A 13,368-nucleotide genomic window follows, 5' to 3' on the forward strand; every position below is an offset into this window, starting at 1 on the left:
GTGCCAGTGTGGCAGGCGAGATGGTGATGGCCGGGCAGGTGCGGAAACCGAAGTCCAAGGTCAGGTCCGTGTTCGAATTGGTGTCGCCGTCAGCGATGGATTCACCGTTCGAAGTCAGTGTGATCACTGGGCTAGTCACGGACTGCCCTTGCGTGGTCTGGCTGCCGTTGTCATCATTGTCCACGCTGTTGTCCGTGGTCACAGTGGGACTTGTGCTCAGCGGAGCGGAAGCGGGGGGCGTGGGGATGTAGATGAAGTATTGGCCTGGAGCTAGGCCGCTGAACTGATACGCACCGGTGGCACTAGTCGTGGTGGTGGCGGTGGGCGTGGCGCTGAGGGGGTTTTGGCCACTGAGGAAGAGCTGTAACCCAACATTGGAGATGCCTGCTTCGCTGGCGTCTTTGAGGCCGTTGTTGTTGGAGTCTGCCCACACGAGGTTACCGGTCGAGACGAGGTTGTTGGTGGTGATGAGGTAATCCTCAATTTCTCCGGAGCCGGCGCTGCCAGTGGGGCCGGGCGAGGAGACGGAACTGAGGCGCACTCGCAAGCCCGCCGCTCCTGCGGTGACACTTAGGGGCGTGGTGAACGGCAGTGTGATAGTGGCGTTGCTCGTGCCAGTGGCGATGACTTGGTCCGTCGTGAGCTGCTCTCCTGTGTCAGTGAGCACACCGTTGCGGTTGAAGTCGATCCAGGCATTCAGATAGGCTGGCGCGCCTGTCTGGTTGGTGGCGCTGATGCTGATGCTGGAGCTAAAGCCAGGGTTCAGCGCGGCAGGTGGAGTCACGCCGTCCTCGTCATCGAAGCCGGTGGTGTCGTCAGCAGTCGCGAGGCTGTTGGCCACGGCATATTCGCCGTCATTGAAGGGACCGATTTGAAGGCCGGTGAGAACGGCACTGGTAGCTTGGCCAAAGCCGGAATAATCGCCGTGGTCATGATTTGTCTGGCACCAGTCAAAGGGCATGGTGCCTCCGTAGATCGTATTGACGGTGGTCGCGCTGGACTTGAGTGTGCTGACGGCGTTGTTCTTATTGACCTCATAGAAGCTGGTGCCGGCCTGCGCATACAAAGTGCCATGGCCATCGCCAATGAGTCCAAACACGCCGGTGACGGGGCTGCCTGCGGTGGTGACGAATTCGCCCACCAACTGCACCGTCGTCGTGCCTGTGACCACCTTATAGAGATAGAACTTCGAGTAGCCGCCAGTCGCGGCATAATACAAATCTCTGCCCACCCAAGCGAGGTCGCCGCCGCTAGTGAGGGCTGATCCGTTGGGAGCAGTGGCGGGTGAGTCATACAAAAGAGTCGGAGTCGTCACGGCGGATGTGCTGAGAGCGGACAGAGTGAAGGTGAATATGTCGCCGTTGGCCGAACTGCTGAGGTAGGGCACGCCCATGTCGTCAAACACCATGCCGTTGTACGTTCCTGTGACGCTGCCTATGAGTGTGAGTGCGCCGGTGGAGGGGTTGACCTCGAACACCGAGGAGTTGGTGCTAGCCTCAATGCCGTACAGCTTGCCGTTTGGGGCCCACGCTAAATCAAACAAGGCGTGGTTAACGTTGGAGCTGTCTTTGGTGAGTCCGATCGTGGCTTTGGCAGATGAAACGAAGTCGTAGGTCTCCAAGTAAGTATTGCTGCCTGAGACGGATGAAATCCACGCCACGCTGGAGTAGCCACAGGGGATGAAGATGGTGGTGAAGTTGTCCTCCACTTCGCCGATCCCGCTGGCTCCATTGGGCCCAGGACTGGCGGTGGAGGTGAGCCGCACACGCACGCCTACCGGCCCGAGGTAAGCATTCGAAGGTACGGTGAAATTGACCGTCAAGGTCAAGTTGCTGGTGCCGGTGGCGACGACTTGGTTGGTCGTGATCTGCTCGCCCGCGTCGGAGAGCACGCCGTTGCCGTTGAAGTCGATCCAGGCATTGAGATAGGCTGGTGCACCCGTGGTGTTGGTCACGTTCACTACTAGCAGGGTGGCGTCGCCTTGGCTTACCCGGTTCGGAACGATCACGCCATCTTCGTCATCGCTCCCGGTGATATCGTCTCCCGTGGCAGTGACGTTCGTCGTGGCGCTGACTTCCGCATCAACACTGGCACCGAGGCGGAGGCTGGTGCTTACGATGCTGCTCGTCGTGGTGGTGGCTGCGCCAGCAGGATTGGTCGCATGCGCCCAGTCGCCGAAGTCGGTGGTGGGCGCGGTTATGGTGGTCACATAGTCCTCCACCTCGCCATTGCCGCTCAAGCCGGTGGCGCCAGGCGTGCTGGTGGAAGTCAGCCGCACGCGCACCCCGGCGACGCCGAGCGACGCGCCTGTGGGGACGGTGAAGTTGACCGTGTTGTTCGCGTTGGAAGTGCCGGTGGCGATGAGCGTGTTCGTCGCCACCTGCTCGCCCGCGTCAGAGAGCACGCCGTTGCGGTTGAAGTCGATCCAGACATTGAGATACGCGGTGGCACCGCTGGTGTTGGTGACGTTCACCGTCATGGATGAGGCCGCGCCTTGTGCAACGGAGGTCGCGATGGTCACACCGTCTTCGTCGTCCGTGCCGGTCGTGTCATCACCGGTGGCGGTGGTGTTGGCGGTGATGGCGGATTCTTTGTCTGTGGTGGCGCCGAGTTTCAGCGTCGTAATGGCCGTGCTGCTGGCACTGCCAAAGCTCGAATAGTCACTGAAGTCGAGGGTCTGTGCCTGTGCGGCCCCCGTTGTAGCCAAAAGAGCCATCAAACCGACCCATGCAGAAACGACGACACGTGTCGCTGTCAGGCGGCACGCTGGAGCGTCGGTTCGTGATGTGTTTTCCCTCATGGGAGGCTGGTCAGGGCAGAGTCGTGCGGGTCAGACGGCGGGCGCGGCGGATCACATGTGTGGCCGCGGCTGCGAGCAGCAGGAATGCGGAGCCGGGTTCCGGCACCACGGCGGTTTGCAGACTGAAAGTGCCTGGGTTGGCAGAAAAAGTCCCCTCGCCCTGCACACCATTGGCACCGCCGATCACGGCGGAGTTGGCGTCGGTCAGTTGCCAGTTAAACGAGCTGACGGTGTCGGCTGGATCTGGAATGATCCAGTCGTCCGCCAGATCGCCTGAGGCTGCTCCGTCGGTCACCAGCGCCCACTCGCTGCCGGGCACGATGTTCTTGGAGTTGTAGGCCCACAAATAAACCACTTCACCTTGGGCGAAGACATCGCTTGGATTGGCATCGGGCGAGTCCGAGCCGCCTCCCGTGTTGTGATTCACCGTTCCGACAAAAAACTGCTCCACGGCATTCCAGCCATTGGCATCAGGGTCAAACGCACGGTCAAACACCTTCCAGTTCGCAGCCCACTGGTCAACGTTCTGATATGTCGGCGTGAAGCCGCCAAAGGTGCCGATCTCGAAGGAGAATGAGGAATCGAGCGGCTGGCCGGCGCTGTCGAACAGCAGATCGTTGAACTGGCTGCCCCAGAAGACCGTGCTGGCCCTGACAGAGCCGCACAGCCAAGCCAGCGCCACAGTCAGGACGAGGATGGGTTTGATGATGGAGTGTTGTTTCATGGGGAGGGTTTGGGGATGAATCGGCACGGTGGCCGCTGCTTGGGATGGCCCGGATAGGTGGCACCGGAGTCGTTGTAGGCTTTTAATATTTCAGGTATATTATAATTATAATAACAACAAGACAGGAAACAAGCCTCTTTTCAGACATAATTTTTACACCCTAAGCCTCCCTTTAGCGCTCGGCACACCTCACTCCGGCCACCCCAACCTCACTCTTTTCCACCCGTGCCCATTGTCTTGGCTGCCCAGGATACCACTCGGTTCTGGTGCCCGGTCTGGATGTACTCAGGCATAAATCTCATGGCGCAGGCAGACACCGGGCATTAGAGGAGCCAATGACGTTGGAACAAGGCCAGATCTGGAAAAAGGGCGATGAATACCTCCGCATCGTCGAATGGGCGCGGCTTTCCATCGAGTACAAGGTCATGAAGGACCCCGCCACCAAGGAGGGCACGATGCATCGCGTTTCCAAGAAGGAATTCTGCCGCCTGCTCAAAGGCGCGGTGCTGCTGCTACCTGAAAAGCTCCCTGAGGCAGAGGTCAGCCTAGAAACCGCAGTTTGAGGTCAGTAGTTGATGGTTGATAGCCTGACTCTGAGAGTTTTGCGTGTGGCTGATGTCATCTTCCGGCCGGTGAGTCCCGGAGGCTGCCGCAAACGGTTGATGCTCCGGCTAACAACTATCAACCATCTGCTATCAACTGCCGCCTTTAGGGTCAGTCCTGCGGCTTCTCCAGAAACAGCGTGAACTCATGCCGGTTGTAGGTCAGGTGCGTTTGCGCCAACAACCTCAGCCCCGCCGCCTTCGACATCGACACGATCAGCCGGAACAGCTCGCACGGCTCCTCCACATTCTCGATACGCGGCACTTTGAGCGTGAAAACCACCAGTCCCCCCGGCTTCAACGAGCGTGAGAGGCGAATCACCTGCTCAATCGACTCCTCCGGCGGCCCGTTCATGTCGCACAGCAGCGCGTCATACGTCGTTCCACCTCGCGGTTGAAACGCGGCCACATCTTCGAGCACAAACTTCAATCCCGGCCGACCATCCAGCCGCTTGTCCAGCGGCGCACGATCAATCGCCGTCACCCGCTGGCCGCGTGCGAGCAGTTCCGACGTCATCCCGCCCGGACAAGCCCCCAGTTCGAGCCAATGGCACCCCTCAGCCAACGGCGGCCGGTACAGCAACAGGTAATGCAACGCCTCCGCGATCTTCGCTCCCGCACGACTGATCGTATCCGGCGCATCCTGGTCGATGTACTTGCTGCCACCGGCATACAGGCCGTTCGAGGCACGCGGACTCTGCATCCCGCAAAACAAACCTTCCTTCCCCACGAGGCAAAACAACGTCTCCGCCGTCGCCTCCTGCTCCTCCACCGTGTTTGCGGCCATTTTTGGGAACAATTGCAGCACGCGACCGCGCAGATTCGACGCCAGGCCCTTGTAATACTTGTCCGGCGACGTCGGCTGCAGCGTGCCGATGAAAATCCCCTGCGGTTTCCTCTCGCCAAACTTCTTGAGCAGCGTCTGCGCCGCCTTCTCGATGAATCCATCCATCTTCTGCGCGTTGCACGGCCACGTGTGGTCCATCGGCAGGTTCCACCGCGCAAACTTCGCCGCCTCCGACTGCTGAATCGCCTCCGGCGTCGCTGTCTTGATCAAATAATAGTCCTGCCCCAGCCGCGTGCTCGAATCCGCCCCAAATCGCGGCAACACCTCCGGCGCGATCCCTTCAAAAATCTCCGGGATGCGCACCAGCCAGGGCTTCAGCGTTTCAGGTTCCTTTTCAGCAGCCTTCGTCATGCGCCCACTCATTGCGAGATGCCCGCACGAAGCCAATCGGTTCTTCCAACAAAGTCACCCAGCCTGAAAACAACGGCCTACGGAACACCCGGAAGGCACGGAAAATCCAACCGCTGATCCGGATTCCGTGAATTCCGTGTGTTCCGTAGGCCATAAATGCTTGGCGTATCCCATTCCCTTTCTACCCTCCGCGCCCCGCATGTCCGTCAAGCTCCGCCTCAACACCGCCACCGTCACCAACGTCGTCCTCGCCAAGGTCGGCAATCCTCAGCGCGAAGAGCCGCTGCAAACCTCCCGCGAGGTCTTCAAGGTCGCCGAAGAGGACCAGGAAAACCTCACCGCGCTCTTCATCAAGCCCTTCAAAGCCTGCATCGCCCATCGCTTTACGCATCACGCCTCGCTCGCCCAGCACGAGGTCAACAACTGCGCCAAGGCCATCTTTGCCGACAATGACAAGCTCCTCGCCAAAGGCATCGAGATCGCCCAGCGCCTCTACGCCAAGTCGAATCACCCCAACATCAAAGCCGGCGACCTCTGCATCGCCATGCTCAAGGAAGTCCACATCGAAGGCGAGTTGGTCAATGGCCTCTGCATCTTGAAAAGCGACAGCGTGGTGCCCTTCCTCACCATCACCCCGCGCAACGGCGATCTCCAGCTCAGCACCGAGCACGGCATCAATCCCGACAAGATCGACAAAGGCTGCCTCATCCTCGATTACTGGCCGGAGAAAGGCTACTACGTCCTCACCTTCGACCGCAGCGGCAGCGACTCCCGCTTCTGGGTGCGCGAATTCCTCGGCGTGGAGGCCGTGCCCGATGCCGCCTTCCTCACGAATGCCTATGCGAAGATGGCCGTCTCCTTCCTCGAAGAGCAAAAGTCCGCCGATGACGACACACCGCCGTGGGAAACCGCGAACGCCGCCAAAGACGCGCTCGACTACTTCGAAGACCGCGAAAAATTCGAGCTACAGGAGTTTGAGCGCGACGTGCTCAAAGATCCCGACACCATCGCCCAATTTGGCGAGCACCGTGCCCGCATCGAGGAAGAGCAGGGCCAGTCCCTGGAGACCAGCTTCGACATTTCCAAGAAAGACCTCAGCAAAGCCAAAAAACGCATCGCCGCCATCCTCCGCCTCGACACCGGCGTCGAAATCCACATCAAGCCCGGCAGCAGCGAAGCCGATCCCCAGATCGAACGCGGTTACGACGACAAGAAGGGCATGAAGTTTGTGAAGGTGTATTACAACAAGGACATCAACGCGGGCTGAGGCGAGAGCGACGATCATCGTCTCAGCCACGCATTCAGCCCCATAATCCGCCATCCAAGAGCTTGCGGCTTTAGCGCGCCCCATGCTATGTGCTGACCATGCCAGTGAAACGAAAGCCGCAGCAGCAGATCGAGTTCGACATTATCGAAGATCAGGGCGTGTTCTGCGAACTCTCGCAGGAGAGCGAGCATCCTCAGCCATTTTATGAGGGAAAGAATGGTTCCCTTTTTCTGGGTGACGCCATCCATTGGCTGAAAGGAATCCCATCGGCGTCGGTGGATCTCATTTTCGCGGACCCGCCCTACAACATCAAAAAGGCTGACTGGGACACCTTTGACTCCATGCATGCCTATGTGGCCTGGTCACGCGACTGGCTCACCGAAGCTTCCCGAGTGCTCAAGCCGTCCGGGACGATCTATGTTTGCGGATTCTCAGAGATTTTGGCTGACGTGAAGGTGGCGGCATCTCACCTGTTTGAAGGCTGCCGCTGGCTCGTATGGCACTACAAAAACAAGGCCAACCTCGGTAAAGACTGGGGGCGGTCACATGAAAGCATCCTGCATTTCCGCAAGTCGCGGCAATTTACACTCAACATGGATGCCGTTCGCATTCCTTACGGTGCGCACACCCTGAAATACCCGGAGCATCCGCAGGCAGAGACGAGTCAATACGGCAAGGGGCAAGACCCCAAAGACCGCGACCACTGGACGCCAAACCCGCTTGGTGCCAAGGCCAAGGACGTGATCGAAATCCCCACCACCTGCAATGGCATGGGTGAGAAGACAGCGCATCCCACTCAGAAGCCCGAGGAGTTGCTCAGAAGGCTTGTGCTGGCCTCATCCAATCCCGGCGACTTGGTGCTTGATCCTTTCTCAGGTTCAGGCACCACCATCGTCGTCGCCGAGCAGTTGGGCCGACGTTGGCTGGGCTGCGACAGCAGTGCCGAATACAATGGCTTTGCCGCTGGCAGACTCGAACGCATCGTCCGACGCTCCGATGCAGACTGGGCTGAGCTAGATCGAAAGACGGCACTGCGGAGGGAGAGCATTCGATGACCCTGAAGCAGCTCGTAGCGAGGGTTACGGACAAGGAGCGCTTCTCCAGCATTGAAGCCTACGTGGAATTTGCCCGCTCGTTTCTGGACTACGTGTTGGGTAACATTCAGGCCACCATCGTCTCTCAAAATGAGCCGCACTATCACTTCTGGCAGTATCGGAAGGAGGGGCATTTCAATGTGTCGCGTCCCTTCAATTCGGAGTTGATGCTCACACACGACAACTGTGAAACGGAACTGGCTGAGTTTGTGGGTCTGCTGACCTGCATCAAGGAACCCCGCTCGGACACTCCAGAGCACCGCCAACGGCTTAGCCGCTGCATCTACAGTTTGCAACAGACCATCGGCATCGCGCTGGATGCACTGCCTGCCGGCCAGTCGAACCAGGCGAGAAAAATCAACGGCGACTTGTTCGAGCGGCTGATCCGTTTGCTGCTGGTCCGGGTGGGTGTGGACTGCACCAGCGGGACAGTATCAGTGCCAGTGGTCGTGGATGGCAAGGTGGAGTGCTCCATGAGCTTTCAGCATGACCTCATCGTGAAAGGCGGGGAGTTTGTGAAAACGATTGGCTCGGTGAAAACCAGCAGCAAGGATCGGCTTGGCAAGATTTTCGTGGACAAGTTTCTGCTGCAAAAGCTCACCGACAAGGAGGTGCCCCATGTCGCCATCTTCCTGAATGATGTGCAGAGGAAGAAAACGGCGAATCCACAGCAGTATGGTGTGAGCACCACGTTCTTGCCGGGACCTTTCAAGGCGTTCACCCTGAAGATCAATCCGCTTGATGGCATCTATTACTGCGATCTCCGTCCGAATATGCGCACCGATCCGCTGCTGCAAAGGCACATACGGACCATTGACCATTTCTTCTTCGGCGACATCTGGTCGCTCATCAATCGTGATGCCGTGGTCGCGAAGCTGGAACCAACGGCAGATGCCGCCCCTTAACCGGAGCCATGAAGTCGCTTCCCAACAACGACCCGTTCGCCAGCCTCAACCTGCCGAATCTACCGCCCGGACCGCCTGAGAAGGGCGATCCCGGTTCCCCGCAGCGTTTGTGGAAGATGGGGCGTGTCACACTCCAGCGTGAAACCGCGCATCGCGGCGGCAAGACGGTCATCGTCATCAAAGATTTCGCCACACACCTGCCCATCTCCGTCATCGAAACCATCGCCAAACGCGTGCGCTCTGCCTGCGGCTGCGGCGGCACCGTGCGTGACAAGCGCATCGAGATTCAAGGCGATCAACCCGCCAAAATCCGCGCGGTGCTCGAAGCTGAGGGCTTCGAGGTCAAAGGCGTGAAGTAAACATGCGGAACCGTGAATTCGGCCAGATCACGGCACAACGTGAAACACGGACTTGTCGTTCTCGGCTTCGTGAAAGCTGCTCCACGTCCAATCGAAGACGTATTCCACCTTACGCTCGGCGGACCAGGTGATGCGGACCTTGTTACCGGCGAGCGCCTCCCACTGCGGCGTGCCTTCGAATGGATAGCCGACGACGGTGTGATCGGCGTAGAATTGCAGCTCGCCCTTTTCGGAGCGCCAGCGGCTGTTGGGGAGCCATTTCGTGAGTTCGGGCGCATCCTGCGGGCCGTAGAAGTATTCGGGCAGCACATGCTCGTTTTCATAACGGCGCACCTCGCGGCGCACGCCGTCCTTGATGAAGGCAATCCACAAGCTTTTGTTCCAATAAGGAATCGGGTCGATGCCGAGCGTCGGTGGATCGACGGCAAACACGGCCTTCTTCACCTCCACGAGTTCCTTTAACCGCAACGTGACATCCGCATTCCTGTCACCGCTGCCATACATGGCGTACAAGATCTGCACCGGCCAGCGGGTGGGGCTGAGCATGGCTTTGGGTGCTGGTGGCGGCGTGGGAGCAGGAGTGGTGATCTCTTTCACCGGCACAGTCTCATGGGAGGGTAAAGCGACCGGTTTGGGCAGGTTTTTGGGTGCGACGAACTTGATCCATGTCGAACCGCCGCCACCCCAGAGCGCTTTGCCTGGAAATCCAGCACCGGCGTGTTCACGCATGTGATCATCACCTTCCTCCCAAGGCTTGGCGATGGCTCCAGCACGGATCTCCGTGCCTTCTTCACGCTGGCGGATGAAATCGCGGACGCGTGATGGCTCATCGCAGACGGACCATGCCTCCGAGGCAGGATCGGAGACGAAGCCGAAGTCGTTTGTGCCAAGACAACCGGCCACGGCGAAGTATTTCGACCCACCCCAGCGCAAATGATTGTTCACGACGTGAAACACCAGCCAGTCGCCGGGGCGAACTTCCACGTTCATGCGTTCGACCGTGGCGCCGTGGATTTCGTCGAGCAGCTTGCGCTGGCCATCTTGAATACGCACACCGTTCTTGTAGGCCTCGACGACGAAATCATCCGCCACGGTGATGAGGTGCGTGGCAAGCGGGCCAGCCTTGTGAGCTTTCTTTTCCGTCTTGGGCTCCGCTTTTGGTTTGGTCCCGGCGAATAGTGGGGCAGGCATCGCGAATACTGCTAAAACGCATGCACAGAGCCAAGAGGTCGTGGATTTCATGGAGAGAAGACTTGGTTGGGGAATTCGAGCGGTAAATTACCATCCCGGCTGTTTGAAGACACGAACTCATTTCAAGCGCTCTTGGGGTGCGGATGATTTCAGCCGGGGAAAACCAGTTGCCAGCCCCTGTGCGGCTGCTAACGCTCAAAATACCCAACTATGATCGTCGCCCCCAAAATCCGTGGATTCATCTGCACCACCGCGCATCCCACCGGCTGTGCCAAACACATCTCTGACCAGATCGCCGTCGTCAAAGGACGCGGCCCCATCGCCAACGGGCCGAAGAAGGTGCTCGTGATCGGTTCTTCCACCGGCTACGGCCTGTCTTCGCGTATCGCGGCGGCGTTTGGCTCGAACGCGGCCACCATCGGCGTGTTCTTTGAAAAACCGGCTGAGGCTGATCGCTGCGGCACCACGGGCTGGTACAACTCTGCCGCCTTTGAAAATGAGGCCAAGGCCGCCGGTTTGTATGCACGCTCGTTCAATGGCGACGCCTTTTCCGACGCGATGAAGACCGAAGTCATCGAGGCGATCAAACAAGACCTCGGGCAGGTCGATTGCATCATCTACAGCCTCGCATCACCCCGTCGTACGCATCCGAAGACCGGTGAGGTCTTCAAATCCGTGCTCAAACCCATTGGCAACGCGTCCTACACGAACAAAAACCTCAACACCGGCAATGGCGTGGTCAATGAAGTGACCATCGAACCTGCCAACGACGATGAGATCGCCCAAACCATCGCCGTCATGGGCGGTGAAGACTGGGAGATGTGGATCGATGCCTTGCTTGCCGCCGGCGTGGTAGCCGAAGGCACGCAAACCGTCGCCTACAGCTACATCGGACCCGAAGTGACCTGGCCGATCTACAAGAACGGCACCATCGGTCGTGCTAAGGAAGACCTCGAACGCGTGCAGCGCGTGCTCGACACCAAACTGGCCGCCATCAAGGGCAAGGCCTGGGTTTCCGTGAACAAGGCGCTCGTCACACAGGCCAGTTCCGCCATTCCTGTCGTGCCGCTGTACATCTCGCTGCTCTACAAGGTCATGAAAGCCGAGGGCACGCATGAAGACTGCATGGAGCAGATGGACCGCCTGTTCCGCGAGCGCCTCTACAACGGCAAGCCGCAACCCGATGAAGCCGGACGTATTCGCGTCGATGACTGGGAGATGGCTCCTGCCGTGCAAGCACTCGTCGGCAAGCGCTGGGCCGAGGTGAACACCGAAAACTTCGCCGAACTCGGCGATTTCGAAGGCTACCAGTCCAGCTTCCTCCGTCTCTTCGGCTTCGGCCTCGAAGGCGTGGACTACAACGCCGAGGTCGATGTGAACGTGCGCGTGCCGTCGCTGGCGTGAGCCGTGATCAGTGCGCGCGTTTGCGCGTGAGCATGATCTCGTTGCCTTCGGGGTCCACGCACATCGCAAGATGCGGTGGTTCGCCGTTTTCGGGCTGTGGCTCACGCGTGAGCTGACCGCCTGCGGCGACAATTTCGTGCGCGCCTTCGATCACATCGGGCACCTGAAAGCTCAATCCCGTCCAGGTGCGGCTTCCTTCGCCGCCGCCGTGGATGCCGATGATGCCGTCGCAGATGGACACCTCGCTGATGATGTCGTTCTGCTTGAGGATGGTGCCGCCGAAGACCTGCGCGTAGAAATTCACGGCGCGGTTCATGTCGGCGGCCCAGATGACGTATTTGAGGCGTTCTACTTTCATGTGCGTCGTCTGTGCCACAGTTCAGACGACGGGGACAGCGAATCCTCAGTTCAACTCGCGCCGCTGCCGCGAATCACGGCGGGAAGTGTCTGCGCGAGGATTTTCAGGTCGAGCCAGAACGACCAGTTGTCGATGTATTTGAGGTCGAGCGCGACCCATTCCTCGAAGTTCTTGATGCCATTGCGGCCAGTGACCTGCCAGAGGCACGTCAGGCCGGGTTTGACGCTGAGGCGGCGGCGCTGGGCATGTTTTTCGATGCGCTGAATCTCATAGACGGGCAGGGGACGCGGGCCGACGAGGCTCATCTCGCCACGCAGCACGTTGATGAGCTGGGGCAGTTCGTCGATGCTGTTCCGCCGCAGCCAGCGGCCGAAGGCGAAGATGCGCGGATCGTTGGTGATTTTGAAAACGGGGCCGTCCATCTCATTGTGGACTTCGAGGTCGGCACGCTGCGATTCAGCGTTCTGATGCATGGTGCGGAACTTCCACATGACGAACGGCTTGCCGTAGTGCCCCGCGCGTTCCTGCTTGAAGAAAATCGGGCCGCGTGAGCCAAGGCGGATGCCGATGATGGCCACGAGCCAGAGTGGCAGGGACAGCACGAGCATGATAAGGGCACCGACGCGATCGACGATGCCTTTAAACAGCAGCTCCCACGAGGCCTGCGGCGTGCTGTGAAACACGAGCATGAGGCGCCCACCGAGCACATCGAAGGTCGGGCGGGCGATGGCGGTCTGGAAGAAGTCGGCGGCGATCCAGGCCTCGACGCCCTCGGTTTCGCAGGCTTGCACGGCTTCCTCGATCTTGCTGAAATGCACATGCTGGGCGGCAAACAGCACACGGCTGATGGAATGCTCGTGCAAGGCCACCACAAGCTCCGATACGGGACTCTGGGTGATGTCGATCTGCCCAACGACCTCGATTTCAGCGCGCTGCTCGGCGCTCATGTTCGCGAGGAAGGCGTCCAGATCGGATTTTGCTCCGGCGATGATCACTCGCTCACGGCCTTTGCCCGAAATCATTTGCCGCCGCAACATGTCACGCTGCCAGGCCTCTCGCAGCAGCAGTGAGAGCGCCCCGAGGGCGACGGAGAAGATGACCACGGCACGGCTTTCGACCGACCATTTGAAGAACACCATGCAGAAGGCAATGCACATGCCGATGACGGCCAGCGCCTCCGCTAGCTGACGCACCGAGCGTCCAGCCGTCTTGTTGCTGATGTTCGAGTAGAAGCCACGTGCCTCCAAAACAATGGGGGTGAAGGGAGCCACCACCGCGATGACCCAGTAAAACTTCTCCAGCGGCGGAATCTCCGGCGCGTCGGGCAGGAACACCGGCACCAAGTCGGCCCGCAGGAAATGCCCGAACCACAAGCAGAACGCCAGCAACGCGCTGTCGAACAACTCGGTGAGCTGCAAATTGATTTCTTGCTTCCTGCCCAGCATAATGTCGGTAATAGTGGCTGA

Annotated in this window: 12 protein-coding genes; 6 read left to right on the forward strand and 6 right to left on the reverse strand. The window is 59.3% G+C overall.

Translation table 11 applies throughout. The features are described 5' to 3' along the window. The coding region (locus ACKVY0_RS11795; RefSeq protein WP_409215020.1) for a beta strand repeat-containing protein at nt 1-2,716 on the reverse strand (2,716 nt) is incomplete at its 3' end. 94 nt (nt 2,717-2,810) lie between these two features. After that, complete coding sequence (locus tag ACKVY0_RS11800) at nt 2,811-3,524, reverse strand: PEP-CTERM sorting domain-containing protein (RefSeq protein WP_409215021.1); 714 nt, start codon at nt 3,522-3,524, stop codon at nt 2,811-2,813. Between the two features lie 335 nt (nt 3,525-3,859). Between ACKVY0_RS11800 and ACKVY0_RS11805 the strand changes: the two genes are divergently transcribed. After that, nucleotides 3,860-4,087, forward strand: a complete 228-nt coding sequence (locus tag ACKVY0_RS11805) for a hypothetical protein (protein WP_409215022.1) — start codon at nt 3,860-3,862, stop codon at nt 4,085-4,087. A 151-nt stretch (nt 4,088-4,238) separates the two neighbouring features. Here ACKVY0_RS11805 and ACKVY0_RS11810 read toward each other — a convergent pair whose 3' ends face one another. After that, nucleotides 4,239-5,324: an SAM-dependent methyltransferase gene (locus ACKVY0_RS11810; protein WP_409215023.1), complete on the reverse strand. Its 1,086-nt coding sequence runs from the start codon at nt 5,322-5,324 to the stop codon at nt 4,239-4,241. A 199-nt stretch (nt 5,325-5,523) separates the two neighbouring features. Here ACKVY0_RS11810 and ACKVY0_RS11815 point away from each other — a divergent pair, with 199 nt between their 5' ends. From ACKVY0_RS11815 to ACKVY0_RS11830, 4 genes are all read left to right on the forward strand, one after another. Continuing rightward, entirely contained in the window at nt 5,524-6,591 is a 1,068-nt protein-coding gene (locus ACKVY0_RS11815) for a nucleoid-associated protein (RefSeq protein ID WP_409215024.1), read from the forward strand. 98 nt (nt 6,592-6,689) lie between these two features. Further along, nucleotides 6,690-7,646, forward strand: coding sequence for a DNA-methyltransferase (locus tag ACKVY0_RS11820; RefSeq protein ID WP_409215025.1), 957 nt, complete (start codon nt 6,690-6,692; stop codon nt 7,644-7,646). After that, nucleotides 7,643-8,590: a hypothetical protein gene (locus ACKVY0_RS11825; RefSeq protein ID WP_409215026.1), complete on the forward strand. Its 948-nt coding sequence runs from the start codon at nt 7,643-7,645 to the stop codon at nt 8,588-8,590. Before ACKVY0_RS11820 ends, ACKVY0_RS11825 begins: the two co-directional genes overlap by 4 nt. An 8-nt stretch (nt 8,591-8,598) precedes the next feature. Continuing rightward, entirely contained in the window at nt 8,599-8,949 is a 351-nt protein-coding gene (locus ACKVY0_RS11830) for a translation initiation factor (protein WP_409215027.1), read from the forward strand. Between the two features lie 27 nt (nt 8,950-8,976). Here ACKVY0_RS11830 and ACKVY0_RS11835 read toward each other — a convergent pair whose 3' ends face one another. Further along, nucleotides 8,977-10,140 (reverse strand): hypothetical protein, encoded by a 1,164-nt coding sequence (locus ACKVY0_RS11835; protein ID WP_409215028.1) that lies wholly within the window; start codon nt 10,138-10,140, stop codon nt 8,977-8,979. 210 nt (nt 10,141-10,350) lie between these two features. On the opposite strand from ACKVY0_RS11835, the gene fabV reads away from it, so the two are divergent. Beyond that, a complete protein-coding gene (gene fabV, locus ACKVY0_RS11840) occupies nt 10,351-11,544 on the forward strand; it encodes an enoyl-ACP reductase FabV (protein ID WP_409215029.1) in 1,194 nt (397 codons plus the stop codon). Between the two features lie 7 nt (nt 11,545-11,551). Here the strand turns inward: fabV and ACKVY0_RS11845 are convergent, their stop codons facing one another. Both ACKVY0_RS11845 and ACKVY0_RS11850 read right to left on the reverse strand, forming a co-directional pair. After that, complete coding sequence (locus ACKVY0_RS11845; protein WP_409215030.1) at nt 11,552-11,902, reverse strand: VOC family protein; 351 nt, start codon at nt 11,900-11,902, stop codon at nt 11,552-11,554. A 50-nt stretch (nt 11,903-11,952) separates the two neighbouring features. Next, nucleotides 11,953-13,347 carry a sugar transferase gene (locus ACKVY0_RS11850; RefSeq protein WP_409215031.1) on the reverse strand — a complete coding sequence of 465 codons (1,395 nt, stop codon included), beginning with the start codon at nt 13,345-13,347 and terminating at the stop codon, nt 11,953-11,955. Nucleotides 13,348-13,368: the final 21 nt, after the last annotated feature.

Source organism: Prosthecobacter sp., from assembly GCF_046154365.1.
GTDB lineage: Bacteria > Verrucomicrobiota > Verrucomicrobiia > Verrucomicrobiales > Verrucomicrobiaceae > Prosthecobacter.